The sequence below is a fragment of the Pseudomonas sp. ASL9 genome, assembly GCF_056680335.1.
The window spans coordinates 3,493,103-3,519,690 of record NZ_CM155277.1 but is presented as its reverse complement, the minus strand read 5'-3'; the positions used below and the strand labels follow the sequence as shown (position 1 = coordinate 3,519,690).

At 57.3% G+C, this 26,588-nt stretch carries 23 protein-coding genes; 3 read left to right on the top strand and 20 right to left on the bottom strand.

The genetic code is table 11. The annotated features are described in order from the left end of the window. Nucleotides 1–45: 45 nt before the first annotated feature. Nucleotides 46–840: an adenosylmethionine decarboxylase gene (gene speD, locus AC1ME2_RS16190; RefSeq protein WP_480435256.1), complete on the bottom strand. Its 795-nt coding sequence runs from the start codon at nt 838–840 to the stop codon at nt 46–48. A 252-nt stretch (nt 841–1,092) separates the two neighbouring features. Beyond that, nucleotides 1,093–1,515, bottom strand: coding sequence for an OsmC family protein (locus AC1ME2_RS16185; RefSeq protein WP_480435254.1), 423 nt, complete (start codon nt 1,513–1,515; stop codon nt 1,093–1,095). 208 nt (nt 1,516–1,723) lie between these two features. On the opposite strand from AC1ME2_RS16185, the gene crp reads away from it, so the two are divergent. After that, entirely contained in the window at nt 1,724–2,368 is a 645-nt protein-coding gene (gene crp / locus AC1ME2_RS16180) for a cAMP-activated global transcriptional regulator CRP (RefSeq protein WP_480435252.1), read from the top strand. A gap of 14 nt (nt 2,369–2,382) precedes the next feature. On the opposite strand, the gene AC1ME2_RS16175 is transcribed toward crp, so the two are convergent. From AC1ME2_RS16175 to AC1ME2_RS16150, 6 genes are all read right to left on the bottom strand, one after another. After that, complete coding sequence (locus AC1ME2_RS16175; RefSeq protein ID WP_480435250.1) at nt 2,383–3,078, bottom strand: lipoate--protein ligase family protein; 696 nt, start codon at nt 3,076–3,078, stop codon at nt 2,383–2,385. Between the two features lie 151 nt (nt 3,079–3,229). Next, on the bottom strand, nt 3,230–4,054 hold the full coding sequence (trpC, locus tag AC1ME2_RS16170; protein WP_480435248.1) for an indole-3-glycerol phosphate synthase TrpC: 825 nt from the start codon (nt 4,052–4,054) through the stop codon (nt 3,230–3,232). After that, entirely contained in the window at nt 4,051–5,100 is a 1,050-nt protein-coding gene (gene trpD / locus AC1ME2_RS16165) for an anthranilate phosphoribosyltransferase (protein WP_480442164.1), read from the bottom strand. Before trpD ends, trpC begins: the two co-directional genes overlap by 4 nt. Before the next feature lie 33 nt (nt 5,101–5,133). Continuing rightward, nucleotides 5,134–5,733 (bottom strand): aminodeoxychorismate/anthranilate synthase component II, encoded by a 600-nt coding sequence (locus AC1ME2_RS16160; protein ID WP_480435246.1) that lies wholly within the window; start codon nt 5,731–5,733, stop codon nt 5,134–5,136. 331 nt (nt 5,734–6,064) lie between these two features. Continuing rightward, nucleotides 6,065–7,387 (bottom strand): ABC transporter ATP-binding protein, encoded by a 1,323-nt coding sequence (locus AC1ME2_RS16155; RefSeq protein ID WP_480435244.1) that lies wholly within the window; start codon nt 7,385–7,387, stop codon nt 6,065–6,067. A gap of 14 nt (nt 7,388–7,401) precedes the next feature. After that, nucleotides 7,402–9,144 (bottom strand): ABC transporter permease, encoded by a 1,743-nt coding sequence (locus AC1ME2_RS16150; RefSeq protein WP_480435242.1) that lies wholly within the window; start codon nt 9,142–9,144, stop codon nt 7,402–7,404. Between the two features lie 653 nt (nt 9,145–9,797). Between AC1ME2_RS16150 and estP the strand changes: the two genes are divergently transcribed. Beyond that, nucleotides 9,798–11,738 carry an esterase EstP gene (gene estP, locus AC1ME2_RS16145; RefSeq protein WP_480435240.1) on the top strand — a complete coding sequence of 647 codons (1,941 nt, stop codon included), beginning with the start codon at nt 9,798–9,800 and terminating at the stop codon, nt 11,736–11,738. A gap of 99 nt (nt 11,739–11,837) precedes the next feature. Here the strand turns inward: estP and trpE are convergent, their stop codons facing one another. The 9 genes from trpE to AC1ME2_RS16100 form a co-directional block, all read right to left on the bottom strand. Beyond that, entirely contained in the window at nt 11,838–13,319 is a 1,482-nt protein-coding gene (gene trpE / locus AC1ME2_RS16140; protein ID WP_480435238.1) for an anthranilate synthase component I, read from the bottom strand. Nucleotides 13,320–13,389: 70 nt separating this feature from the next. Continuing rightward, entirely contained in the window at nt 13,390–14,208 is an 819-nt protein-coding gene (locus tag AC1ME2_RS16135) for a phosphoglycolate phosphatase (protein ID WP_480435236.1), read from the bottom strand. Continuing rightward, nucleotides 14,205–14,879, bottom strand: coding sequence for a ribulose-phosphate 3-epimerase (gene rpe, locus AC1ME2_RS16130; protein WP_480435234.1), 675 nt, complete (start codon nt 14,877–14,879; stop codon nt 14,205–14,207). Before rpe ends, AC1ME2_RS16135 begins: the two co-directional genes overlap by 4 nt. 133 nt (nt 14,880–15,012) lie before the next feature. Further along, nucleotides 15,013–15,837 (bottom strand): ABC transporter permease, encoded by an 825-nt coding sequence (locus tag AC1ME2_RS16125; protein ID WP_480435232.1) that lies wholly within the window; start codon nt 15,835–15,837, stop codon nt 15,013–15,015. A gap of 11 nt (nt 15,838–15,848) precedes the next feature. Continuing rightward, a complete protein-coding gene (locus AC1ME2_RS16120; RefSeq protein WP_480435230.1) occupies nt 15,849–17,096 on the bottom strand; it encodes an ABC transporter permease in 1,248 nt (415 codons plus the stop codon). Nucleotides 17,097–17,192: 96 nt separating this feature from the next. Then, nucleotides 17,193–18,227, bottom strand: coding sequence for an ABC transporter substrate-binding protein (locus tag AC1ME2_RS16115; protein WP_480435228.1), 1,035 nt, complete (start codon nt 18,225–18,227; stop codon nt 17,193–17,195). Between the two features lie 66 nt (nt 18,228–18,293). Beyond that, nucleotides 18,294–19,418, bottom strand: a complete 1,125-nt coding sequence (locus AC1ME2_RS16110; RefSeq protein ID WP_480435226.1) for an ABC transporter ATP-binding protein — start codon at nt 19,416–19,418, stop codon at nt 18,294–18,296. A 273-nt stretch (nt 19,419–19,691) separates the two neighbouring features. Then, nucleotides 19,692–20,321, bottom strand: coding sequence for a response regulator (locus AC1ME2_RS16105; protein ID WP_480435224.1), 630 nt, complete (start codon nt 20,319–20,321; stop codon nt 19,692–19,694). Between the two features lie 32 nt (nt 20,322–20,353). Beyond that, the gene (locus AC1ME2_RS16100) at nt 20,354–22,762 is read right to left on the bottom strand and encodes a PAS domain-containing sensor histidine kinase (protein ID WP_480435222.1); all 2,409 of its coding nucleotides are present in this window, start codon (nt 22,760–22,762) and stop codon (nt 20,354–20,356) included. A gap of 120 nt (nt 22,763–22,882) precedes the next feature. Here AC1ME2_RS16100 and AC1ME2_RS16095 point away from each other — a divergent pair, with 120 nt between their 5' ends. Beyond that, entirely contained in the window at nt 22,883–23,854 is a 972-nt protein-coding gene (locus AC1ME2_RS16095) for an alpha/beta hydrolase family protein (protein ID WP_480435220.1), read from the top strand. Between the two features lie 144 nt (nt 23,855–23,998). On the opposite strand, the gene AC1ME2_RS16090 is transcribed toward AC1ME2_RS16095, so the two are convergent. Genes AC1ME2_RS16090 through AC1ME2_RS16080 form a run of 3 tightly spaced genes read right to left on the bottom strand, consistent with a single transcriptional unit; the run spans nt 23,999 to nt 26,495 of the window. Continuing rightward, complete coding sequence (locus tag AC1ME2_RS16090) at nt 23,999–24,766, bottom strand: DnaJ domain-containing protein (protein WP_480435218.1); 768 nt, start codon at nt 24,764–24,766, stop codon at nt 23,999–24,001. Continuing rightward, entirely contained in the window at nt 24,767–25,450 is a 684-nt protein-coding gene (gene murU, locus AC1ME2_RS16085) for an N-acetylmuramate alpha-1-phosphate uridylyltransferase MurU (RefSeq protein ID WP_480442162.1), read from the bottom strand. A 19-nt stretch (nt 25,451–25,469) separates the two neighbouring features. Beyond that, on the bottom strand, nt 25,470–26,495 hold the full coding sequence (locus tag AC1ME2_RS16080) for an aminoglycoside phosphotransferase family protein (RefSeq protein ID WP_480435216.1): 1,026 nt from the start codon (nt 26,493–26,495) through the stop codon (nt 25,470–25,472). Nucleotides 26,496–26,588 lie beyond the last annotated feature (93 nt).

Here is a 26,588-nt window from a genome sequence, read left to right as displayed (position 1 = left end):
CTCGATGGGCGCCTTTCTTCTTTGTACTGACGAATTCGGTAAATCTTAAACGTTGACGTTACGTCCGTAAAAGATTTCCAGCATTTCGTGCTTCACGCGCTCGGTGACCTGATCACGCTGTTCGGTCGACAAGTTGCTGGTCGCATCACCGAACAGATAGTCATCCAGTTCGAAGTTTTTGAGCAGCATCTTGGTGTGGAACATGTTCTCTTGGTAAACGTTCACGTCGGTCATCTGGTAACCGGAGCGCGTGTCTACGGAGAGGTAATTCTGGATCGAGTTTATCTCGTGATCGATGAAGTGCTTTTTACCTTCAACATCACGGGTGAAGCCACGGACACGATAATCGACGGTGACGATGTCGGAATCGAATTGGTGGATCAGGTAGTTGAGCGCCTTAAGTGGTGAAATCACCCCACAGGTCGACACATCGATGTCCACACGGAATGTCGCGATGCCATCGACCGGGTGAATTTCCGGGTAGGTGTGCACCGTGATATGGCTCTTGTCGAGATGGGCCAGGATGGTCTCTGGCAGCGGGCCCGGCGACTCTTCGATCTGGCTGTCGGTAGGCGTCACCGGCTGCTCGGAGATCAGAATGGTCACGCTAGCGCCTTGTGGATCGTAATCCTGACGGGCGATGTTCAGGATGTTGGCGCCAATGATATCGACAACCTCAGTGAGGATCTGCGTCAGGCGTTCGGCGTCGTACTCGTGATTGATGTACTCGACGTAAGCCTGCTGGTCCTGCGGGGTTTCCGCATAGCAGATGTCATAGATGTTGAAGCTCAAGGTCTTGGTCAGGTTATTGAACCCGTGGAGCTTGAGTTTGCTTTTCACCGTTAAACACTCTCTATATATATGCGGCCCGGGCCGCGTGATCAAGCATGCCCGTCAGATGAGATCGGCTCAGCTGCGTAGGACGGTTAACACCTCTTCGCGGTGGCGATTTTGGTTGTCTGTTCGGGCGCAACTAATGCCTTGTTGAAACGGGCTACACCCTGAAAAAGTGGCGCATTATGCCGACGTCAGCGCCTGTCGGCTAGGGCGTGCGTCAAGTGTGCGCTGCTTTTATGAAAGTTGGGTGTCGATTCAGCCAAGTTCGATGATTTCGTAGTCGTGGGTAATCTCCACCCCTGCATTGCCGAGCATGATCGAAGCCGAGCAATACTTCTCTGCAGACAGCTCGATCGCACGCTTGACCTGGGCCTCTTTCAAGCCTCGGCCCTTGACCACAAAATGCAGATGGATCTTAGTGAACACCTTTGGATCTTCGCTCGCGCGTTCGGCTTCCAGAAACGCCTCGCAGCTTTCTATCGGCTGACGGGACTTTTTCAGGATACTGACCACGTCGAAGTTACTGCAACCGCCCAGGCCGAGCAGGAGCATTTCCATAGGACGCACCCCTAGGTTGCGACCGCCACTTTCTGGCGGGCCGTCCATTACCACCACATGACCGCTACCGGATTCACCGAGGAACATGGCTTCGCCAGCCCATTGGATGCGTGCCTTCATCGCCAAGACTCCACTGCTAAAAAAGTGGTCGCCAGCTTAGCACAAGGCCATGCTGTCACCGGATGTCCGGTTAAATGTCCAATCGAAATAAGCCGGTAGGAAATTTCCCAAATAGCGACAAATTCTCCTGATAAGCTGCGGTAAATCACCCGTACTGCCGATACTCATAAGGATGCCGTGTGGCGCAGTACTTTTTCGGGATACATGCATGGTTGCTATAACCCTTACACCCAAAATAAAAAACATCGACAAACTTCTTGGCCATTGCCAGCGGCGTCGCTATTCAGCCAAAAACAACATCATTTGCGCAGGCGACTCCTCTGAGTCGCTGTTCTTCATCATCAAAGGCTCCGTCACCATCCTGATCGAAAACGACGAAGGCCGGGAGATGATTGTCGCGTACCTGAATGCCGGAGATTTCTTTGGCGAGTTAGGCCTGTTTGACCCGATCGGGCACGAGGTAGAGCGCAGCGCTTGGGTCCGCGCCAAAACCGAGTGCGAAGTGGCGGAGATCAGCTACAGCAAATTCCGCGAAGTCACGCAGCAAGAGCCCGATATCCTTTACGTCATCAGTCGCCAGATGGCTGAACGGCTGCGCAATACCACGCGAAAAGTTGGCGATCTGGCGTTTCTCGACGTCACCGGAAGGGTCGCACGTAGCCTGATGGAGCTGTGTAAACAGCCCGATGCCATGACCCACCCCGATGGGATGCAGATCAAGATTACCCGTCAGGAAATCGGGCGCATTGTCGGATGCTCCCGGGAAATGGTCGGCCGCGTGCTCAAGGCACTGCAAGAGCAGAACCTGGTGCACGTCAAAGGCAAAACCATGGTGGTGTTCGGCACGCGCTAAGCGAATCGGGCAGATCAAAACCCGGTAAGGATCTTTCGATAGCGTTCGGCTAACTGGTCCAATATATCGGGAGCCGTGAAGGCTTCATGCAAGGCAATGTGGCTGTCAGCGCGTACACGCTGTTCTTGCTCGCATATCTGGTTGAAGCGGTTGACCGCCTCGACCATCTGCTCACGTTCGTTATCCAGCAGCAGCGCGCCATGGGCCAGCACTACAGGACGTTGCCCACCCTGACTTTGCCGCCAACGCTGGGCAGTACCGACCATCTTGCGACCGTCGAGATTGACGTTAAATCGCCCGTCACAGAAGGCCCCGTCCACTTCCCCTAGCGAGGCAGCGCCGCCCAGTTCGATCAACACATCGCAGATCGGTTGGCACAGGCGCTTATAGGCATTCTCGATCCGGTCGCGATCATTGTCTTTGCCTGGCTGGGCGTAGACCAATGCGATGTTCACCACAGCGGGTGATTGGGGGACAGGCTCACCGCCACTTTCACGCAGCAGTATTGGCCATCCGCTGGCCGCCAATGTTTCGGTGGCCTGTTCGAAACCTTCGAGACGGCTCATCCGGCGCGGCATCACCAAGGCTCGATCAAGCGGTCGCCATAACAGCAAACCGTACTCGGACTCGCCGGCACACACAGCGGCAAGCAAATCCTGCTCGGCCTGCAGGCCTGCCTCGACGGAGATATCGATGACTTTGTCTAACATGCTGGTTTCTCTGTAGGAGCTGCCGAAGGCTGCGATCGCCCCGGGGTCGCGTCCGACCGAAGCGGTCGCCATTCTGAATCGCATGAGGGTCGGAGCGACCTTATCGCAGCCTTCGGCAGCGCCTACATCCGATATGCGTCAGGGCTGTCCGTTAATTACTGATCAACGGCCCGCGCTCAGGGAAGAACAAGCGCTGCAGCTCAGCCCCTGGGTGTTGAGCACGCATGAACGCTTCGCCGACCAGGAATGAGTAGACATCGCTGATTTCCATCAGCTCGACATCCGCGCGATTAAAAATGCCGCTTTCGGTGATGACCAAACGATCACGGGGAACCTGCGGCAGCAGGTCCAACGTCGTTTCCAGGTTCACGTCAAAGGTGTGCAGGTTACGGTTGTTGATGCCAACCAACGGCGTATCCAGCGTTTTGAGGGCGCGCTCCAACTCAACAGCATCATGCACTTCGACCAACACATCGAGGCCCACGCTTTTGGCGACCGCAGCCAGCTCGGCCATCTTTGAATCTTCCAGCGCGGAAACAATCAGCAACACACAGTCGGCGCCCAATGCTCGGGCTTCGACGATCTGATACGGATCAATCATAAAGTCTTTACGAATAACCGGCAGACTGCAGGCGGCACGCGCCTGTTGCAGGTAGGCATCGGCACCTTGAAAGAAATCAATGTCGGTTAGAACGGACAGACAGGTTGCGCCACCCGCCTGATAACTCTTGGCGATTTCAGCAGGGAAAAAGTTTTCCCGGATCACGCCTTTGCTTGGCGACGCCTTTTTGATTTCGGCGATGACCGCAGGGTGCTTGCTCTTGGCCTGCTTGATCAACGCCTGGGCAAAACCGCGAGGGGCATCGGCCAACGCAGCTTGGCGCTCCAGTTCGGCAAGGCTCACTACGGCGCTGCGAGCAGCGACTTCCTCAACCTTACGGGCGAGAATTTTTTCCAGAACCGTTGGCACACTCATCCTTCATTCTCCTGCTTGAATACCGCGGTAAAGGCACCCAACTCTTCCAGTTTTTCCCGGGCAAGCCCGGTGTGCAACGCATCGTGGGCCAGTGCAACGCCCTCTTTCAACGTAGAGGCATGATCAGCAGCATAGAGCGCTGCGCCCGCATTGAGAACGATCATTTCGGCCGCTTTCTGCCCGTTTTCGGTCTTGCGCCGACCCAAGGCATCGCGGATCAACTCCAGCGATGCGGCTGGGCTTTCCACGGTCAAGCCGATCAGGCTCTGGCTTTTTATGCCCAAATCTTCCGGCTGTACCCAATATTCTGTCACTTCGCCATTTTTCAGCTCGGCAACAAAGGTCGGGGCGGCAAGGCTGAACTCGTCCAGACCGTCCTGGGAGTGCACCACCAACACGTGCTTGCTACCCAGACGAAGCAAAACTTCGGCCAACGGCCGGCACAATGCCTGGCTGAACACCCCAACCACCTGATGGCGGACACCAGCCGGATTCGTAAGCGGGCCGAGCATATTAAAAAGGGTGCGCAATCCGAGGTCGCGACGCGGGCCAGCGGCGTATTTCATCGCACTGTGATGGGACTGGGCAAACATGAAACCAATGCCCACGTTTTCGATACAGCGGGCGACTTGCACAGGCGTCAGGTTCAAATAGATGCCAGCCGCTTCGAGCAGATCGGCGCTGCCGCTTTTGCCGGACACAGCCCGGTTACCGTGCTTGGCAACGGTGCAACCGGCCGCCGCAACCACGAAGGACGATGCCGTAGAGACGTTAAAGATATTCGCGCCGTCGCCGCCGGTGCCAACCACGTCGACTACGCCGTCGAGGGTCTTGAGTTCAACTTTGTCGGCCAACTCACGCATGACCGACACCGCACCGACGATCTCATCGATGCTTTCGCTTTTCATGCGCATGGCCATCATGAAGGCGCCAATCTGCGCTTCAGTGCATTGACCCGTCATGATTTCACGCATGACGTCGCGCATTTCCTCGGTGCTCAAATCCAGCTGGTTGACGATACGAGCCAGCGCGCCTTTGATATCCATAGCCATAACTTTGCCCATAACCTTGAAAGCCCCTTAACCCTGACGGCTGCCGCCGGTTTGCTTGAGGAAGTTGGCGAACAGCTCATGCCCTTGCTCGGTAAGAATCGACTCAGGGTGAAATTGCACCCCTTCTATATTCAGCGTCTTGTGGCGCAGGCCCATGATTTCGTCGACCGTACCGTCTTCGAGTTCGGTCCAGGCGGTCAACTCCAGGCAGTCGGGCAGGGTTTCGCGCTTGACGACCAGGGAGTGATAACGGGTAACCGTCAATGGATGATTCAAGCCTTCGAACACGCCAAGGTCGTCATGCATTACCGGACTGGTCTTGCCATGCATCACTTGCCGCGCCCGCACCACGTCACCACCAAACGCCTGACCAATGGACTGATGACCCAGGCACACGCCCAGAATCGGCAGCTTGCCGGCGAAGTGCTTGATCACCTCTAGCGAGACGCCCGCTTCAGTCGGGGTACAAGGCCCGGGGGAAACCACAATGCGCTCGGGGTTCAGGGCTTCGATCTCGGCGACACTCAGCTCGTCGTTGCGGATCACTTTGACCTCGGCACCCAACTCACCCAAATATTGCACGACGTTATAAGTAAACGAGTCGTAGTTATCAATCATCAGCAACATGTGTTTAACCTCTTGAAATTACTGACTTTTAAAGCCGCCCCTGGATATTATTCGCTCGTCGGACGCACGCTGTCTGGTCACTGGGATTCATCCAGCTCAGGTGCTCTGGCAAGTCAATCGAAGGGCAATCGGTACAGGTCCGGCTGGCCGGAAGGGAGAACAGTCAGGCGCGCCAACGCCAACGGCCGAGGGCGTTGATAACGCGCATCAAAAGTTTGCTGATGATTAACACTGGGGAGGTCTCATTCATACATTTGGGCACAGTAGCCTACCCACGCACACGGTGCAATATGGAGCCCTCCCCAAGCTGCCATCTCATGCGCTGAACGTGTTACTGGCTGCCTTCGACATCTTCCAGGCTGAACGTTTCAGTGTTGTCGTTATAGGAGAAAATTTCAGCATATCGCCCCCAACTGATCACGCTCTCCAGTGCTTCCTCAACAAAGGACCCACTGAGTGAATCTTCCAGTTCCTGCTCGAAGCGTACACGCGGCGCCCAGTGCCCGTGCCGTTCCTGCAATACCTGCCGAATACGTGCAGCCAAAGGCACATGTTTGACCAGATGCTCGGCAAAAATGGCTTTGCGTTCCTGGGTGCCGTATTCAGCGAATAATTTGCCAGCCTCTGTGAGCGTGATTTCAGCGCCCTTGAGCTCAGCAAACCCCAGATGCTCCAGCATCTCTGCCACCGGGAACAAATCGTCGACTTCCAGCAACAACCGTTCTGAAACATTCGGCAAGCCGGCATGCCCATGATAGGGCTCGGCCGCCAGCGCTTCGATCAGGCCCGCCATAAGGTTGGTGGATACATCCGGCAGCGGACTGCCCATCTGCAGTTCAGCCTTGCCGGTGCTGGCATCAGCAGTGCGTCGGTTGGTCATCAACGCATAAATATCATCAACCATCTTGCGAAAGGCTGGGTCCAGCCGATTGCGCGGATGAGCGAACGGCACTTTGATTTCCGCCACAACCCGCCCAGGATTTGACGACAACACCAGAACGCGGTCGCACATCAATACTGCTTCTTCGATGTTGTGAGTCACGATCAAGATGGATTTTATCGGCAGTTGCTTCCCGCTCCACAAATCCAGCAAATCGCTTCGCAGTGTTTCTGCCGTCAATACATCCAGGGCAGAGAACGGCTCGTCCATCAATAACAAGGTCGGGTTGACCACCAGGCCTCGAGCAAAGCCCACGCGTTGACGCATCCCGCCAGACAACTCGCGCGGATAGGCGTTTTCGAATCCATCAAGACCGATCAGGTCGATTGCATCCAGCGCGCGCTTACGCGCCGCTTTTGGCTCTACCTGCAGCGCTTGAAGACCCGCCTCCACGTTTTCAAGTACGGTCAGCCATGGAAACAGCGCAAAGGTCTGAAAGACCATGGCCACGCCTTCGGCTGGCCCCGTCAACAAGGAGCCGTTGTACCGAACCTCGCCAGACGAGGGCTGTATCAGGCCGGCAATAATGCGCAGCAGCGTCGACTTGCCCGACCCAGAGCGGCCCAACATGCCCACAATTTCGCCCTCGCGTAGCGTCAGATCGACACCGCTGAGAACCTGCAACTCATCCTTGCCCTTGCCAAAACACCGGCTCACATCATTGAGCGAGTAAATTTCAGGTGCTGCGCTAGCCTGCTCGGTATAGGTATTCATGACATCGACTCCTGTTAATTCAGGCGGAGTTTGTTTTCGGCAATGGCGTACATCGGCCGCCATACCAAGCGATTGAAGGCCACGACAAAGAGCGACATCACTACCACGCCGAGCGTGATTTTCGGAAAGTCACCGGCAGCAGTCGTCTGGGCGATGTAGGCGCCCAATCCATGCGCCACTACCTTGTCTTGTCCCCATGAAACAAATTCGGAAACGATACTGGCATTCCATGCCCCGCCCGAAGCGGTGATCGCCCCGGTGACGTAATACGGGAAAATGCCTGGCAGCATTACCTTGCGCCACCACAACCAACCGCGGATGCGAAAGTTGGCCGCAGCCTCCTTAAAGTCATTTGGGAAGGCACTGGCACCCGCAATCACGTTGAACAGGATGTACCACTGTGTACCCAGCACGATCAGCGGACTCAGCCAGATATCAGGGTTTAGCTGATAGCGCAAAATGACGATGACAAACACTGGAAACAATAAGTTGGCAGGGAAGGCAGCCAGGAACTGGGCTAGCGGCTGGATTTTTTCCGCGAGGCGCGGACGCAAACCAATCATCACGCCAAGTGGCACCCAAATGACTGATGCGACCACAATGAGCAGAACGACCCGCAACAGAGTAATCAGACCCAACCCGAGCACATGCCCGACCTCTGCAAGTGTCACCTCGCTACTGACGTAGCCAGCGATCCGGTACAGGATGTACAGCGTGAACACCACAATCACTGCCCCCCACACCCCATCGATAATCCGTGAAATGGCGGGATCAGAGGGTGTCGCCACGGCTTTCGATCGCGGCAAGCTCAGGCGCATGTGGCCAATGCGGGTCATGGCCCGGGCAAAAGGTCGCAACAAGCGCTGAATAACCCGGGTCCGCTGAATCAGGTTCAACACCCAGGACTCAGGCGCGCCCGCTTGGGAGGCGGTGTCTTCCATGCGGAATTTATCGGCCCATGCCACCAGCGGCCGAAACAGGAACTGGTCATAGAGAAGAATGACCGCGATCATCGCCAGGATAACGTAGCCCACGGCATGCAGGTCGCGTTGCTCGATGGCAACCGCCAGGTAGGAACCTACGCCTGGCAGCGTGATGGTCTTGTCACCCACAGTGATGGCTTCCGAGGCAACCACAAAAAACCAGCCCCCAGACATGCTCATCATCATGTTCCAGACCAGCCCCGGTATGGCAAACGGAACGTCCAGCTTCCAGAATTTTTGCCAACCGGAAAGCTGTAAATTGCTGGACACCTCCACCAGGTCACGAGGCAGCATGCGCAGTGACTGATAGAAGCTGAACGTCATGTTCCAGGCCTGGCTGGTGAAGATGGCAAAAATGGCAGCGCATTCAGCGCCCAGCACACGCCCTGGAAACAGTAACAGGAAAAACGTCACCGTAAACGAGATGTACCCTAGAACGGGCACCGACTGCAGGATGTCCAGCACCGGCACCAGCAACGTCTCTGCCCGCCGACTTTTGGCCGCCAACGTACCGTAAACCAGCGTGAATATCAGGGACGCAACCATCGCCGCAAGCATGCGCAATGTGGTGCGTACCGCATATTCGGGCAGGTTACCCGGATCAAGCGAAATAACCTCGCTCTGCAAGGTTGAAATCGGTGCCCAGGTCTGTTGCGCGCCAATCGAAAAAAACAGCAAAAAACCGATAACCAACGGCATGGCTACCAGATCCCAGCGGTTGGGAAGCAGCCGCTTTGCGGTTGCCGGGATATAATCGCGGAATACCTTATTCATGTTCACTGATTCCAGCAGCTATCTGAGCATGGTTCCTGACCACAAGGTCAGTGTCTTGCAGAGCGCAGCACACGAAACTGCGCAACAAGCAGTCACAGCACACTCTAATGGGGGGTAACAAAATAACTGAGAGAGGCCACGCAAGCGAACGCTACACGGTAGATGCAGGGAAGGTGGCCGAGTTACTCAGTGATTCAGACCGCTGAATAATCCCGCGCACCCACTGCATTCCGTTTGGCGTCCCACTGCGTGACCCACCGAGAATGGGCAGGATCCATGGCTGGAGTCTCCTTGGGCGGGTTTGAAATTGGCATTCGGGTGGAATAGCGAAATGGCACCCTAGTGGTGATGCCTTCAATACATGGCTTTTCCGCGGCGGATTATACGCATCAAAATGTTACAGCTGTGCAGCGATCCTATGCCTTTGAGCGTTAAAAGCTACCGTTCGGCACAGCGCTCATCTTTTCGCCAGTCGCCGTGCCAACCGCATTGACGGTGAGGGCGGCGGCGCACGATGGCCAGTCCGATTGGACGGTGCGATATCACGTGCGCGAAACACCCTTTGGGCGGTTTACGGGGCAAGACTACGCAGGGGCGCCCAAGCTTTGCTACTGTCGTAAGAAGCATAAAAATAACAATCAGGGATATTCACAATGATGAAACAGGCGTTCTCTCTGCCGTTCGCGGCATGCATTCTTACGCTGGCCTGCTCTCACGCATTGGCGGCCCCCTCTCCTTATTCGACGATGGTGATATTTGGCGACAGCCTGAGTGACTCCGGGCAATACCCCGACACTGCCGGCCCCCTTGGTGCGACGTTACGCTTCACCAACCGAACGGGTCCGACGTTCAACGATGGCAGCGGTGAAATATTTGGCCCGGTCGCGCCGATGCTATTAGGCAGCAAGCTCGGTATCGCACCGGGCGATCTGGCGCCATCGACTTCGCCGGTCAATGCCGCCCTCGGCCTCAAGGATGGCAATGACTGGGCAGTAGGCGGTTACCGCACCGACCAAATCTTCAATTCGATCACGTCCACGTCGGTAGTCGCCATCCCCGATGGAGACCCAGGCGCGGGCACCGTGCTGCGCAGCCGGGCAGGGTATTTGCCAACGAATAATTTTCGCGCCGACCCCCATGCGCTTTATTACCTCACGGGCGGCGGCAATGACTTCTTTCAACAGCGGGTGTTCGACGTTGCGTCGGCACAAGGCTCCGCAGATCAGCTGGCGAACAGCGCCCAAGCGCTGCAACAGGCAGGCGCACGCTACATCATGGTCTGGCTGTTGCCCGATCTCGGCCTGACCCCGTCCGCCAACGGCACCCCGCTGCAAGGCCCCATCTCCCAACTCAGCGGCGTGTTCAACACCGAACTGGTCAGTCGCCTGGCGCAGATCAACGCCGAAATCATCCCGTTGAACATTCCCCTGCTGATTCAGGAAACCCTGGCCAACCCAACACGCTTTGGCCTTGCCGCCAATCAGAACCTGGTCGGCACCTGCTTCAACGGTAATGGCTGCACGGAAAACCCGGTGTTTGGGCTCCACAGCGCAACACCCGATCCGACCAAGTTGCTGTTCAACGACGACGTGCACCCGACCATTGCCGGGCAGCAACTCATCGCCGATTACGCCTACTCATTGTTGGCCGCGCCGTGGGAAATCACGTTGTTGCCAGAAATGGCCCTTGGCACATTGAACGCCCACCAGGATGAGCTACACAGTCAGTGGCAAGCCGATTGGGGCAATTGGCAAAACGTCGGCCAGTGGCGAGCAATTGTCGCGGGCGGCGGTCAGGACATGAGATTCGATGATCAACGTAGCGCCAGTAGCGCGGATGGTCATGGCTACAACCTGACCATTGGCGACAGCTACCGTTTTGCCGAAGACTGGCGCGCCGGAGTGGCGGCAGGTTTCTATCGCCAGACGCTGGAAGCCGGCGCCAACAATTCGGATTACACACTAAACAGTTACCTGGCTACCGCGCTCCTGCAGTACCAGGCTGATCGCTTGTGGGCTGACGCTGCATTGACTGTCGGGCGACTTGACTACGAAGACGCCAAACGGAAATTCGCCTTGGGCGTCGCGGAAGGTGGTGAAAACGGCGATACCCATGGCGATCTGTGGGCGTTCAGTGGACGTGTGGGTTACGACATCGCGCATGCAGGCAGCAGTTGGCATCTATCACCGTTCGTCAGCGCCGATTACGCGCATGTGAAGGTGGACGGCTACTCGGAACAAGGCTCACGCTCGACAGCCCTGACCTTCGACGATCAGACTCGCAATTCTCGACGCCTGGGCGTGGGTCTTCAGGGTAAATTCGACATCACCCCGCAGACGCAACTCTTCGGCGAGATTGCTCACGAGCACGAATATGAAAACAGCCAGCAAGACCTGACCATCGCCCTCAATAGCCTGCCCAACAACTCCTTCACTCTGGAAGGTTACCAACCGCAAGGCAGCCTCAATCGCGCCAGTATTGGCGTTAACCAGAAACTGACTCAGGACGTGTCACTCAGGGGCAATTACAACTGGCGCAAAAACGATGACGTGACCCAGCAAGGTGTCAGCCTGGCAGTCAGTCTGGATTTTTGACAGTGAACGTGTGAGCTGACGTGTCCGCGAATGGCATGGTGCGGTGTACTTGACACACCGCATCGCGCCATTCGCGAATGAATTCGCTCCCACCGGGTTTCAGGACAGCGGCTCTTGCTCAGCCAGCGCTACCGCGCGGAACATCGCGCGGCGCTTGTTCAGCGTCTCTTCCCATTCCAGCGCCGGCACCGAGTCCGCAACGATGCCGCCACCGGCTTGCACATGCAGCTCACCGTTCTTGATCACTGCGGTGCGGATCGCAATCGCAGTGTCCATGTTGCCGTTCCAGGCCAGATACCCCACGGCACCACCATAGACGCCACGCTTGACCGGTTCCAGCTCGTCAATGATTTCCATGGCGCGAATTTTCGATGCCCCGGACAAGGTGCCCGCCGGTAAAATCGCGCGCAGGGCGTCCATCGCCGTCAGGCCACTTTTCAACTGACCCGTGACGTTGGAGACGATGTGCATCACGTTTGAATAACGCTCGATGATCATCTTTTCCGTGAGCTTGACCGAGCCAATTTCAGACACTCGACCGGTGTCGTTGCGCCCCAGATCGATCAACATCAAGTGCTCGGCGACCTCCTTGTGATCGGAAAGCAGGTCTTTTTCCAGCGCCAGATCTTCTTCTTCATTTGCGCCGCGCGGACGGGTGCCGGCAATCGGGCGCACAGTGATCAGGTTGTCTTCGACCCGCACCAATACTTCCGGCGAGCTGCCAACCACATGGAAGTCGCCAAAGTTGAAGAAGTACATATAAGGCGTCGGGTTGAAACAACGCAGCGCACGGTACAGGTCGATGGGTGCGGCCTTGAAATCGATCGACATACGTTGCGACGGAACAACCTGCATCACATCACCGGCAAGGATGTACTCCTTGATGGTGTCCACTGCCCGCTCGTAATCGGCTTGAGTGAAACTGGAGCGGAATACCGGATCAGGCGCCTGTGGCCGAGTCAGGTCAAGACCGCGACGTGGGGTAATCGGCTGGCGAAGTTTTTCCATCAGCGCTTCCAGCCGCGCCAGGCCATTTTCATAGGCGCTTGTTTCAGCCGGGTCGACCAGCACGATTGCGTGCATCTTGCCTGCGAGGTTGTCGAACACCACCACCGCATCCGAAACCATCAGCAGGATATCCGGCACGCCCAACGGGTCCGGGTTCGGACATTTGCCCAGGCGCTTCTCGACATAACGGACGCAGTCGTAACCGAAGTAACCCACCAGCCCGCCATTGAAACGCGGTAAACCGGCAATGGTCGGGACGTTGTAGCGCGCCTTGAACTCTTCGACGAACGCCAATGGGTCTTCGGACTCCAGGCGCTCGATCTCGACGCCGTCCTGGGTCACGCTGATCTGCTCTTCGTGGACGCGCATCACGGTGCGGCACGGCAGGCCGATGATGGAATAACGGCCCCATTTCTCGCCACCCTGTACCGACTCCAGCAAATAGGAGTTCGGCTGGTCGGCCAGTTTCAGGTAGATCGACAGCGGCGTGTCGAAGTCGGCAAGGGTTTCGTAGGCAAGCGGGATACGGTTGTAACCGGCAGCAGCCAAACGCAGGAATTCTTCGCGGGTCATGATCAGCCTCGTGGCTTGAGGGTAAAACGGTCAGGTATGCAAACGCGCCGGTGGACCGGCCAGAATCGAGTCAGGCGCGCCAACGCCAGCGGGCCAGGGCCTTGATAACTTTCATCCAGAGCTTGCGGGTGACCACCACGATGGAATCTCTTTGAGGGGAGGATTTGACGTCGGCCAACGTTAGCTTAGCGGCAGGATCTAAGCAACCGGGGAGCAGCTTGCGCAGGTCATCGATTACCAACGACGGAGATTCCTCGGCAATGGGGCGGCCATGATTGTAGCCATAGCTGAGTGCCACGCAGGCAACCCCTGCTGCTTTTGCCGCCAGCACATCGTTGCGCGAATCACCCACGAACAGCGACTGGGATGCCGGAATACCCGCCATTTTCATCACAAAAAACAGCGCCGCAGGATCAGGCTTCTGCTGCGGCATCGTATCACCGCCGATGATCCAGCGAAAAAACCGTCCCAACTTCAACTCATCCAGCAGCGGCGCGACAAATCGCTCCGGCTTGTTGGTGATCAGGGCCATTTCAACGCCCTGTTTCTGCATCCACTTCAAGGTCTCGCGCACTCCGGGGTAAACCTTGGTCAGCGCGTGGCTGCTGGCGTACATCTCCATGAAAATCGCCAGGGCTTTCTCGGCCAACGCCTCATCAACGGCGCTGTGATCCATGTCATTGGCCAAGGCGCGACGCACCAGAGCGCGCACCCCATTGCCGACCCAGAGCCTTACAGCCTCGACACCCGCGAGCGGGCGCCCGAGTTCGAGCAGCATTTTGTCCACGGCCGCCGCCAGGTCCGGCACTGAATCGATCAACGTGCCATCCAGATCGAACATCACCAGCTTCGGCAGGCGGCCCGGGAACAGCTGCTCAAATCCGCTCATGGACGAGCCAACGCCAGTTCTGCGCGCATTTTCTGGATGACCTCTTGGTAGTCCGGCGCATTGAAGATAGCTGAGCCTGCAACAAAGGTGTCGGCACCGGCTGCGGCAATCTCACGAATGTTGTTCACGTTGACTCCGCCATCGATTTCCAGACGAATGTCGTAGCCAGACGCTTCTATCAGCGCCCGCGCTTCGCGCAGTTTGTTCAGGGTGCCAGGAATGAACTTCTGCCCACCGAAACCTGGGTTGACGCTCATCAGCAAGATCATGTCGACCTTGTCCATCACGTACTCAAGCAGGTTCAACGGTGTGGCCGGGTTGAACACCAGACCGGCCTTGCAGCCCCCTTCACGGATCAACTGCAGCGAGCGGTCAACGTGCTGCGTAGCTTCAGGGTGGAAGGTGATGTACGTGGCGCCGGCTTCAATAAAGTCGCCAATGATGCGGTCGACCGGGCTGACCATCAAATGAACGTCGATGGGCGCGGTGATGCCGTACTTGCGCAGGGCCGTGCAGACCATCGGGCCGATGGTCAGGTTCGGTACGTAATGATTGTCCATGACATCGAAGTGGACAGTGTCCGCGCCAGCGGCAAGAACATTGTCGACTTCCTGGCCCAAACGGGCGAAATCGGCAGAAAGAATCGACGGAGCAATAACGAAGGGCTGCATGACGCACCTTTGAGCAGAATCACGGTGGCGCGCATTGTACCTTAGTCAGGCCGAGTGCAACTCTCCGCAGATCCGAGCCAGATCCCGATCCCACAGAACCGGGTCAGTTGCAGATTCTTTTCTGCCAGATCGATCAAACCACCTGAGTACGCATCTTCTCGCTACGTCCACGCAACCACTCCAGTACCAGCAACAGCACCACCGAGAAGGCGATCAGCATAGTGGCGGCGGCAGCAATGGTCGGGCTGAGGTTCTCGCGGATGCCGCTGAACATCTGCCGGGGCAACGTGGCCTGTTGAGGGCCCGCGAGGAACAAGGTCACGACCACTTCATCGAATGAGGTAGCGAACGCAAACAGCGCACCCGAAATCACCCCCGGCGCGATCAGCGGCAAGGTCACCCGGCGGAACGCCGTCAGCGGCGAAGCCCCAAGGCTGGCAGCAGCACGAACCAGGTTGTGGTTGAAGCCTTGCAGGGTCGCCGACACCGTGATGATCACGAACGGCACGCCCAGCACCGCATGCACCAGAATCAGCGAAATGTAGCTGTTGCCCAACCCCAGAGGGGCGAAGAACAGATAGCTGGCGACACCGACAATCACCACGGGAACAACCATCGGCGAAATCACCAAGGCCATGACCAGCGCCTTGCCAGGGAAGTTGCCACGGGTCAGACCAATCGCTGCCAGCGTACCGAAGCCCATTGCCAATACCGTGGCGGCCGGTGCAACGATCATGCTGTTCTTCAGCGAGCGCATCCATTCAGCAGAGGCGAAAAAGTCCTGGTACCAGTGCATGGAAAACCCTTGCAACGGGTAGACCAGAAAACTCCCGGAGTTGAACGACAGCGGGATTATCACCAGCACCGGCAGGACCAGAAACAAAAGCACCAGCCCGCAGAGAATACGCAGGGCGTAATACCAGACCCGTTCAATAGGAGACGTATAAGGGCTCAGCATGTTTATTCTCCTCAGCTCAGGCGCATGCGGCTGGCGCCGACTAGCCAGTTATAAATCAGGTAAAGCACGATGGTCGCCATCAACAGCAAACCGCCCAAAGCCGTGGCCATGCCCCAGTTGATACTGGTGTTGGTATAGAAGGCGACGAAATAGCTGACCATCTGATCGTTCGGGCTGCCGAGCAGCGCGGGCGTGATGTAGTAGCCAATCGACAAAATGAAGACCAACAGGCAACCAGCACCGACACCGGCATAGGTCTGCGGGAAATACACACGCCAGAAGCTGGCGAATGGATGACAGCCTAGGGAAATCGCTGCGCGCATGTAGGTCGGGGAAATGCCTTTCATCACGCTGTAGATCGGCAAGATCATGAACGGCAGCATGATGTGCACCATCGAGATGTAAACCCCGACCCGGTTAAACACCAACTCCATCGGCTTATCGATAATGCCCATCGCCATCAATGCGCTGTTGATCAAGCCACTCGATTGCAGCAATACGATCCACGCGGCGACCCGCACCAGAATCGACGTCCAGAACGGTAGTAGCACCATAATCATCAGCAAGTTGCTTTGCCGCGAAGGCAGATTCGCCAGCAGGTACGCCAATGGGTAGGCCAGCACCAGGCAGATCGCCGTGATGACCAGCCCCATCCAGAACGTACGGGCAAAAATATCCACGTAAATCGCTTGATCGGGGGTCGCAGGCGCTACCTCACCGAGGTCATCGATGCGATGGTCCACTGCGGCCAGCAAGTAATAGGGGGTGATGCTGCTCGTGTTACGACGAATCGCTTGCCAATAAGCCGGATCGCCCCAGCGCTCATCGACAGCTTCGAGCGCTTCTTTATAAGAAGTCGGCTCAGTCTTGAACGGCAATGCGCGCGCGGTTTTTGTCAACAGGCTGCGATAACCGGCCAGTTCCATGTTCAGGCGCTTGGACAAATCGCCCAACGTCTGATTTTTGCGGGTTTCAGCCAGGTCCACGCTCAGTGCCTGGTACACAGACTCGGACGGAAGACTCTTGCCGTCCCATTGTGCAACCGCTGCGACCGTGCGCGGCAAGGCGCTGACCACTTCAGGGTTGCCGACGCTCTTGTACAGCAGCGCGATGATCGGCACCAGAAACACCAACAGCAAAAACAGCACCAGCGGAGCAATCAATGCCTGAGCCTTCCAGCGGTTGACCCGTTCAGCACGAGCCAGACGCTGTTTCAGGGTGGGGCTGGCGCCTTCGGTGAGGGGCACTGCGATGGCCATAGCGAACTCCGAAAATCTTTGAACGATGGATGCGCCCCTCTTCCCTATCCACAGCGGAAGAGGGAACGCACCTGGATCTAACTCAACGTAAAACGGTTACTTGGCAGCCCACGCGTTGAAGCGCTGCTCCAATGACTCACCGTTGTCAGCCCAGAAGCTCACGTCGATCTGCACTTGGTCTTTGATGTTTTCCGGGGTAGTCGGCATGTCTTTCAAGATGCCCTTGTCCAACAGCGGTACGGCCTGGATATTGGCTGGGCCATAAGCGATGTTTTCCGAGTAGATCTTTTGCTGTTCTGGCTTGACCGAGAAGGCGATGAATTTCTTCGCTGCTTCGGCGTTTTTCGAGCCTTTTGGGATGGCCCATGCGTCGAAATCGTAGATGCCGCCGTTCCAGACTACTTTCAGGTTGCTTTCTTTTTGCACTGCGGCGATACGACCGTTGTAGGCCGAGCTCATCACGACGTCACCAGAGGCCAGGAACTGTGGCGGTTGAGCGCCCGCTTCCCACCACTGAATGCTCGGCTTGAGTTCGTCGAGTTTCTTGAAGGCACGGTCTTGACCGTCTTTGCCCGCGAGCACTTTGTAAACATCTTTAGGGGCCACGCCGTCTGCCATCAAAGCGAATTCCAAGGTGTACTTGGCGCCTTTACGCAGACCACGCTTGCCTGGGAATTTTTTCACGTCCCAGAAATCAGCCCAGCTGGTAGGGGCTGTTTTCAGCTTGTCAGCGTTGTAGGCCAACACGGTGGACCATACGAAGAAGCCAACGCCACAGGTCTGGACAGCGCCTTTGACATAGTTTTCTGACTTGCCGAGCATTGCAGGGTCGATCTCTTCGAACATCCCTTCGTCACAACCGCGGGACAGCTCTGGTGATTCGACTTCTACCAGGTCCCAAGAAACGCTCTTGGTGTCGACCATGGTTTTGACTTTGGCCATTTCGCCGTTGTACTCACCCGCAATGATCTTGCCGTTGCCAGCTTTTTCCCACGGTGCATAGAACGCTTTTTCCTGAGCCGCCTTGTTGACGCCGCCGAAGGATATAACGGTCAGATCTGCCGCCGCCATGGCGTTTGCCGCACACATCATGCCGAGCGTAATAGCGGTGAACTTCAAAGATTTAAGCATTTATTGTTCTCTCCACAGTGCAGTGTTGGTTGTGCGTGGGGCGATTGATTCGCCTCTGACTGTTACTTAATTTGCTTCCAGCAAAGGATCGAGCGCGCGAACGTGTTCGACCTGCCATCCAATTGGCACAACATCGCCCACCGTCAACCCCGGATCCAGCTCGGCGATTGGCTGTTTGACGAAAAAGTCGGTTTTCCCTGCAACTTCCAGACGCACACGAACGTGGTCGCCCAGATAAATGAATTCAGCGACGCGGCCAGAGAAACGGTTCACGCAGCTTTCGCTGTGGCCGTTCACAAACACACGCTCAGGGCGGATCGACAAGGTCACCGGATCACCGACCCGGCCTACGTTAACCGCCAGCGCCTCGACCTTCTCGCCGCGGGCCAACGCCACGACACAACGATCGCCGGTGCGGCTGATCAGGTTGCCATTGAGACGGTTGTTTTCGCCGATGAAGTTGGCGACGAACGTATTTTTCGGTTCTTCATAAAGCGTGCGAGGAGGAGCAATCTGCTGAATCTCGCCCTGATGGAATACCGCCACCCGGTCGGACATGGTCAGGGCTTCACCCTGGTCATGGGTCACGTAGACCACCGTAACGCCGAGGCGCTCGTGCAGATGTTTGATTTCCATCTGCATGTGTTCGCGCAGTTGTTTGTCCAGCGCACCCAACGGTTCATCCATCAGCACCAACTGAGGTTCGAACACCAGTGCCCGAGCCAACGCCACACGCTGTTGTTGACCACCGGAGAGCTGCGCCGGGTACCGATGGGCGAAGGTATCGAGCTGAACCATGCTCAGTACACGCTTGACTCGCGCGCTGACGTCGGTCTTGTTCAGGCCACGTACCGTCAGTGGAAACGCCAGGTTTTCCGAGACAGTCATGTGCGGGAACAGTGCGTAGTTCTGGAACACCATGCCGATGTCACGTTTGTGCGGTGGCACGTTGTTGATCGAGCGGCCCGCCAGCAGAATTTCACCTGCGGTAGGCGTCTCGAAACCGGCCAGCATCATCAGACTGGTAGTCTTGCCCGAGCCAGAAGGCCCTAGCAGGGTGAGGAACTCGCCTTTGCGAATTTCCAGGTTGAGGTCTTTGACGATCAGTGCTTCGCCGTCGTAGCTCTTTTGCACACCACGGAAGCTGACCAGAACATCATTTGCCCCAGCGCTTGAATCGACGTCGCTCATTACCCACACCTTTGTTTGTCTGCCGTGGAGCAAGACTAGATCAGCGCATCGGCCGCGAAAATCGGGGGGCAAGAGAGATTTGGGTAGGGATTGCCCTACAGGGATGGCGCGATTAGGTATGTCGGTATGGGATCTCATGTAGGAGCTGCCGAAGGCTGCGATAAGGTCGGGACGACCTTCAATAGCAATGGCGTGGCCAATCGCAGCCTTCGGCAGCTCCTACAGGAAGGGCGCGATGGTTTTTTGGAGTGTCGCTTTCAGATACGTGCCTGGTTAAAGCAACTTGTGCTCCATCGCATATTTCACCAGATCGGCCAGCGAAGTGATGTGGAGCTTTTGCATCAGCCGCGCTTTGTGAGTGCTGATGGTTTTACTGCTCAAGGCCAGTTGCTGAGCGATGTCGTTGACGTTCGCACCCCGTGCCAAGCGCTCGAACACGGAGAACTCGCGCTCGGACAGCAATGAGTGCAAGGGTCGGTTATCGGTCAGGCCGACTTCGAACACCATGCGATCCGCCAGATCAGGGTCAATGTAACGCCCTCCCGCAGCGACACGACGAATCGCCGTCAGCAGCAATGCCGGATCGCTGTCCTTGGTGGCATAACCGGCAGCGCCAACCTTCAATGCACGGGCAGCCATCTGTGCCTCGTCGTGCATGGACAACACCAGAATCGCGGGGGGGTTGTTCAGGGCGCGAATTCTCGGGATCGCTTCCAGGCCGTTTACGCCAGGCATAGAAATATCCAGCAACACCACTTCGCACTCGACATGACGCAAGGTTTCCAACAGCTGTTCGCCGTTGCTGGCCTCCCCCACCACCGCCAGATCTTTCGCCAGCCCAATCAGCTGCTTGATGCCCTCACGGACGATCGCGTGGTCTTCAGCTACCAATACACGAATCACTTTTCACACTCCTGTCCAGCAGCTTTGAATGATTAATCGGCAAGTGGAATGTACACGCTCAAGGTTGTGCCCTCGCCGGACTCACTGTCCAGCAACAATCTACCGCCCAGCATCAACACCCGTTCACGCATGCCCACCAGACCGAACGACGTCGGCCTGCCTTGGTCGGGCACAAAACCGCAGCCGTCATCGGCGATGGTCATGCACAACATACCGTCATCCAGGGTCAGACTCAGCTCGACGGTATGCGCCTGGGCGTGACGCATCACGTTGGTCAGTGCCTCCTGAAGAATACGAAACAGGCCGATGGCCTTGGCGTCGCTGAGCATTGGCAGGTTATCCGGGACCTCAACCAGACACGGTATCTGCGTACGCGCTTCAAAACGCCGGGCCTGCCACTCGATGGCCGACGCAATCCCGGCATCGAGAATCGGCGGACGCAGCGCCGTGGCGACATCGCGCACTAGCTGGAACAACTGCGAGATCAGGCGTTTCATGCTGTTCAGCCGCTCACGCAAGCCAGGATCGAGGTCGGCATACGCCAGCTCGCACATAGACGTTTCCAGCTTGAGCACGGTCAACATCTGCCCCAGTTCGTCATGCACCTCGCGGGCGATGCGGGCTTTCTCTTCTTCACGCACACTTTCCAGGTGCGCCGACAGTTCGCGCAGTTGCTCGCGAGAGTTGGCCAGTTCGAACTCGATGCGTTTGCTTTCACTGATGTCCCAGACGATACCGTCCCAGACCACCCGATCATCCCCCAGGTGCCGGGCGATGGCCTTGATCTCTGCCCAGCGCTCCTGGCCATTGCGGGTCAAGATGCGCCCCTGCCATGACCAGTCACTGTCACTGTCCAGGGAGCGGTCCTGCATGACGTGATAGCCGGCGCGATCATCCGGATGCACCAGATTGCGCAGCCCCATCTCCCGATGACGCAAGGTGGCGGGCGAATAGCCGACCAGGCTTTCACTGCCCTCGCTGATATAAGCGAACTCGGGCGCATCGCCGGAATTCGCCCGCTCCAGACGAAACACCATCCCCGGCACGTTGGCCGCAATCCCCTGCAGACGCGCTTCGCTTTCTTGCAACGCTGCCAGCGCCCGACGGCGATCAGTGACATCGGTGAGATAAACCACCAGGTATTCAGCATCGCGAAATCGCAGAAAACTCAAGGACACATCGGTGGGCAACATACTGCCATCCGCACAGATACAGTTGGTCTCGAAACTTTGCGGGCTGTCCTCCGTGGAGCGGGCGCGCTTCCACAGGTTCAGCCAACGGTCCATGTGCAGGTTCGGCTCGAAGTCGATCAACGGCCGATCGACCACACCGCCCACGGCATACCCCAACATGGTCTCGGCGGCGTGATTGGCATAACGCACGTGACTGTCCCAATTGACCCAGAGAATGCCAACCGTGCTTTGATCGATAGAGAACTGCGTCAGCCGCAACGCCTCTTCACTGGCCTGACGCAAAGCAATGTCTTCGCGGGCGGCCAGCAGGCTGTGCTCCAGCACCTGCTGCTGACGGCGCTGCCAGATCACAATCGCAAAACACGCCAGCGCGATCACCGCAAACAGCAGGCTGAGATTTTGCCAAAAGCCCGGCGACTCAGTCAGCCGTGGGTACTTGGGCTGCAACCAACGGGCGTGCAACTGCTCAAAGTCTCTGGCGGGAATGGCATGCAGTGCGGCGCTGATAATGCCTGCCAGCTCCGGCAAGTCTTTTCGCGATGCCACGCGCAACAGCTGCGGCAAGCCGATATCGCCCACCACCGCCAACTCTGAAAACTCCGATTCAGTGGACAAACGGCTGAGCTGCGCCTCATCGATCACGGCGTATTTAGCCTGCTGACTCAACAACAACTGCAACGCCTGGCGGTCCAGCGGCACCCCTTGCAGGTTGAGATGAGTGTAGGTACTGCGCAAATAATCGGCGACCGCACTGGGCATGCGAACGGCAACCCGGACATGACTGTCGAGTTTTTCCAGATCAACTGCACCGCCGCCCTGACGCTCGCCGACCACCAGATTCGGCACGCGCATGTATGGATCGGAAAACAACCAGAGACGCAGACCAGCAGGCGTTTGCGTCAGCCCCGGCGCCAAATCGACAGCGCCTTCGCTCACTGCCTGATCCAACGCAGCCTGATCCGGATAGTTATGCCAGAGCAGCTCGACCTGCAGGGTTTTAGCCAGCGCATTCATCAGGTCGACGTTGGCCCCCGACAATTGCTGCAAGCGCCGGTCGAACTGCGCATAGGGGGCTTGCATGACCAGGCCAACCCTTAACTCGCCGCGCTGTTCGAGCCAGGCACGCTGCTCCACGCTCAGCGTCTCGGCGGAGGGCGTCGGAGCCGGCGCCGCCAGAACCATCAACGGCAGAGCAATCAAGGGTGCCCATACGCAGCCGATAACCCAAAGGCGCAGTGATCGAATCATAAGAATGTCATTCCGTGGCTTCCTGAATTGTTTCCCGCGTTGCATTACTACCCCGGCGCGCCTGACAAATGTTGATCAACCCATTAGGCTGCCATGATTGTTTCTGGCCTGGAATATCCGATGTCCTACACCTTTAGCGCAACGTTTCCCGCGTTATGCCTGTCGCTGATACTACCTTGTGCCTTGCCCGTGATGGCCGCTGATCCGGCACCGGACAAACCGGTCGTCGAAGCGGCACCTGCCCTGCTGGATCGCAGTCAGGAAGACACCATCGCCCTCCAACGACAATTGCCGCAGCAGGAACAACAGCAGTTGCAAGCCGACAGCGACAGCTTCCTCGCGCTGTGGAAGCCGGCCAACGTCAGCCAACCCAAAGGCGCCGTGATCATTATTCCGGGGGCGGACGAGTCTGCGGACTGGCCGCAAGCAATAGGCCCGCTGCGGCGTAAATTCCCCGATGTTGGCTGGGCCAGCTTGAGCCTGACCCTGCCCGACGTGCCCAACGACGGCAGCTTGCCACGCATCGAGGAAACGACCGCTGTCGTAGATCAGGCCGCAGCCGCCAAGAATACAAAACCCGACGACGCGTCAAAAAAAGCTGAACCCGCGAACACTGCCGAAGCCGATGCGGCTGCCAGCGTGGCACGTGCGGCGGCCGTCGAAGAGCGGACCAAGGCGGAGGCCGAGCGCATTTTCGCCCGTATTGAAAGCGCCATCGCTTATGCGCAACAGCAAAAAGCCCACAGCATTGTCTTACTCGGACATGGCAGCGGCGCGTATTGGGCGGCCCGCTACTTGAGCGAGCGACCTTCACCCCTGATCCAGAAACTGGTCATGGTCTCTGCCCAGGAGCCGTCCAATGCCAAACCACCGTTGGATGAGCTGACGACGACGTTAAAAGTCAAAACGGCTGACTTCGTTTACCAAGATCTACCGCAAAACCGTCAGGCCGCACTGCAACGCCTGCAAGCGAGCAAACGCACGAAAAACGTGGGTTATAAGCAAGTCACGCTCACCGCATTGCCGGGCGACGACGCCGGTGAGCAGGAGCAACTGTTTCGACGTATTCGTGGGTGGTTGGAGGCTAAGTAATCAACCAGGCCGCGATGGCAGTGTGTCAGGCTCTGATCCTTGTGGGCGTGATGGACTCTTCGCAAATAAATTCGCTCCAGCGAGGTTAGCGGTCAACAGTGGGAGTGAATTCATTCACGAAGGCGATCTACTTGACACAACCCATCAACGAAAATCCCGCCGCTCCTTGATCAAGGTATAAGCCTGATGCAGTTCGCGGGTTTTCTCGGTTGCTTCGCGCACCTGCGAAACATTGGCGCCCGTGCCCGCGACTTTATCCGGGTGATGACGACTGAGCAGACGTCGATAAGCGCGCTTGATCTGCGCCGGCTCAGCGTCCGCGGCTACGCCCAACAACTGCAGCGCTTCTTGATAGTCTCCGCCGCTCTTGGTCAATGGCTTCTTGTTCAGATCGTAGTCGCTGGCCAATGCCTGAACGGCAGGCGCGGACCAACCCAGCCATTTACCCCACACTACAATCAACTCACGCTCGACCCGTGAAGCCTTGCCGTCGGCCCAGGCCATACGCCAACACGCTCGCAATAACCCTTCGGCGGCATGCGGTTGGGTTTTCATGCGGCGCAGATGCCCGCGTAGCCGATCACGCCCGTCCTTGCCACGATTGAAGGCCAGAATCGCCCGTCGTTGAGCCGACTCACTCAGACCCAGACGACGCATTTCCATCTGCGCCTGCTGAATATGCCCATCAACCACCCGACCCTCGCACTTGGCCAAACGGCCGAGCAGAATGAACAGCAATTCATCGTCACGCGGTATCCTGCGGCCGCCCAGACGCTCACGCAGATGTGCCCAGCTGTGCAGCTCCAGACGCCGGTCAAGTGCTTGTCCGAGCAAAGCGCCCAACAGCGCCCCCGGAATGCTGGCGATGACAAAACCGGCACCGGCGCCAATCAGCGTCCCTGGCCAAAGCATTTAGCGACTCACCGCAAGCAAGCGCTCGACTTCAGCAAGACGTTCATGGGTGCCAACATCGACCCAGCGTCCCGTGAAGTGCTCGCCCGTGACCAGCCCTTGCGCCATGGCCTCACGCAATAGCGGCGCCAGTTTGAAGGCACCCGCCTCACAATCGTCAAACAGGTGTGGATGCAAGATGGCTACGCCGCTGTAGGTCAGGCGAGGCACGGCTTGACCGTCGACCTCATGGCTACTCAGGACGCGCCCCTCCACCAGTGCAAAATCGCCTGCCGGGTGGTGCTCCGGATTATCGACCAACACCAGATGCGCCAGTCCCGTGATAGGCCGATGCAAGCGAGTGAAATCGTAATCCGTCCAGATATCGCCGTTCACCACCAGAAACGATTCGTCACCCAACAACGGCAGCGCACGGAATATCCCGCCGCCGGTTTCCAGCGGCTCGCCTTCAGGGGAATAACGGATGCTCAACCCCAAACGCTGCCCATCACCGAGATAGTCCACAATCTGCTGACCCAGCCAGGCATGGTTGATCACCACCTCCGTGAATCCCGCCGCGAGCAGCGCCCGCAGGTGATACTCGATCAAAGGTACATCGCCCGCACGCACCAGCGGCTTGGGCGTGTGCAAGGTCAAAGGGCGCAGGCGCTCGCCTTTGCCTGCGGCGAGAATCATCGCCTTCATGCGTTCGTTACCTTCATCGTCATACAACAGCTCCATCAGGTTGGCGCAGGCTTGCCAACAACTCACCCAGCTCACCCAGCTCCGGTCGCCGCGCCACTACTGACGCTATATAGGCGAAGAACCGTGGCACGTCGGCCAAGTAGCGAGGTTTGCCGTCACGGTGGCAAATACGCGCAAAAATACCGATCACTTTCAGGTGTCGCTGCACGCCCATCAGATCACTGGCCCGCAGAAACTCTTCAAAATCCGTTTGCACCGGAATGCCAAGCTTGCCGGCTGCCTGCCAATAGTTCAGCAACCAGCCGTGTACACGGTCTTCAGGCCAGCTCAGGAATGCATCCTTGAACAGACACGTGACGTCATAGGTCACAGGCCCGTACACCGCATCCTGAAAATCCAGCACACCTGGATTCGGCTCGCTGTGCATCAAGTTGCGCGGCATGTAGTCCCGATGCACCAGCACTTTGGGCTGCTCCAGCGCACTGTTAATCAACAGATCGCTGACCCGCTGCCACATCGCCCGTTGCGTTTTACTCATTTCAACGCCCAGATGACGCTGTACATACCACTCAGGGAAGAGCTCAAGCTCGCGGCGCAGCAGCGCTACGTCATAACTGGGCAATGGCGCATCCATCGGCAACTGCTGATAAGCCAGCAACGCGTCAAACGCATCGGCGAACAGTGCATCCGCATTCTCGGCATTGATCACGTCGAGGTAGGTCTTGCGACCCAGGTCACTGAGCAGAAGGAAGCCTTGCGTCAGGTCTTCGGCATGAATTTTCGGAACATTAATCCCGGATTCAGTTAATAAATGTGCAATATCCACGAAGGGTTTGCAGTTTTCCTGAGGCGGCGGTGCATCCATCACAATAAAACTTCGGCCGTCCCCCTCCCAACGAAAATACCGCCGAAAACTGGCATCACTACTGGCCGCAGTCAACGTGGCCGGGGGTACAGGGCCCCAATCTTGAGCTTTGAACAGCGCTGGCAACTGCTCATCGAGCCAAACTTTCAGGTGTTGCAGGCGTACATCTTGATCTGGCATTGCAAGGGTCTCCGACGGCGCTAGCCGTCAAGCGGGTCATGCTTTATTATCCGACATCTTTTTCAGCCCATCGAGAGGCGTGCGGCCCCCCCG

Bases quoted from the DNA above. Each gene is read 5' to 3' on its own strand.
- AC1ME2_RS16160 (WP_480435246.1), bottom strand. From the start codon at position 5,733: ATGTTGCTGATGATTGATAACTACGACTCGTTTACTTATAACGTCGTG.
- murU (WP_480442162.1), bottom strand. From the start codon at position 25,450: ATGAAGGCGATGATTCTCGCCGCAGGCAAAGGCGAGCGCCTGCGCCCT.
- AC1ME2_RS16095 (WP_480435220.1), top strand. From the start codon at position 22,883: ATGTCCTACACCTTTAGCGCAACGTTTCCCGCGTTATGCCTGTCGCTG.
- crp (WP_480435252.1), top strand. From the start codon at position 1,724: ATGGTTGCTATAACCCTTACACCCAAAATAAAAAACATCGACAAACTT.
- AC1ME2_RS16120 (WP_480435230.1), bottom strand. From the start codon at position 17,096: ATGGCCATCGCAGTGCCCCTCACCGAAGGCGCCAGCCCCACCCTGAAA.
- AC1ME2_RS16150 (WP_480435242.1), bottom strand. From the start codon at position 9,144: ATGAATAAGGTATTCCGCGATTATATCCCGGCAACCGCAAAGCGGCTG.
- trpC (WP_480435248.1), bottom strand. From the start codon at position 4,054: ATGAGTGTGCCAACGGTTCTGGAAAAAATTCTCGCCCGTAAGGTTGAG.
- trpD (WP_480442164.1), bottom strand. From the start codon at position 5,100: ATGGATATCAAAGGCGCGCTGGCTCGTATCGTCAACCAGCTGGATTTG.
- AC1ME2_RS16125 (WP_480435232.1), bottom strand. From the start codon at position 15,837: ATGCTGAGCCCTTATACGTCTCCTATTGAACGGGTCTGGTATTACGCC.
- AC1ME2_RS16155 (WP_480435244.1), bottom strand. From the start codon at position 7,387: ATGAATACCTATACCGAGCAGGCTAGCGCAGCACCTGAAATTTACTCG.
- estP (WP_480435240.1), top strand. From the start codon at position 9,798: ATGATGAAACAGGCGTTCTCTCTGCCGTTCGCGGCATGCATTCTTACG.
- AC1ME2_RS16135 (WP_480435236.1), bottom strand. From the start codon at position 14,208: ATGAGCGGATTTGAGCAGCTGTTCCCGGGCCGCCTGCCGAAGCTGGTG.
- AC1ME2_RS16100 (WP_480435222.1), bottom strand. From the start codon at position 22,762: ATGATTCGATCACTGCGCCTTTGGGTTATCGGCTGCGTATGGGCACCC.
- AC1ME2_RS16185 (WP_480435254.1), bottom strand. From the start codon at position 1,515: ATGAAGGCACGCATCCAATGGGCTGGCGAAGCCATGTTCCTCGGTGAA.
- AC1ME2_RS16115 (WP_480435228.1), bottom strand. From the start codon at position 18,227: ATGCTTAAATCTTTGAAGTTCACCGCTATTACGCTCGGCATGATGTGT.
- AC1ME2_RS16110 (WP_480435226.1), bottom strand. From the start codon at position 19,418: ATGAGCGACGTCGATTCAAGCGCTGGGGCAAATGATGTTCTGGTCAGC.
- AC1ME2_RS16090 (WP_480435218.1), bottom strand. From the start codon at position 24,766: ATGCTTTGGCCAGGGACGCTGATTGGCGCCGGTGCCGGTTTTGTCATC.
- AC1ME2_RS16175 (WP_480435250.1), bottom strand. From the start codon at position 3,078: ATGTTAGACAAAGTCATCGATATCTCCGTCGAGGCAGGCCTGCAGGCC.
- rpe (WP_480435234.1), bottom strand. From the start codon at position 14,879: ATGCAGCCCTTCGTTATTGCTCCGTCGATTCTTTCTGCCGATTTCGCC.
- AC1ME2_RS16080 (WP_480435216.1), bottom strand. From the start codon at position 26,495: ATGCCAGATCAAGATGTACGCCTGCAACACCTGAAAGTTTGGCTCGAT.
- trpE (WP_480435238.1), bottom strand. From the start codon at position 13,319: ATGACCCGCGAAGAATTCCTGCGTTTGGCTGCTGCCGGTTACAACCGT.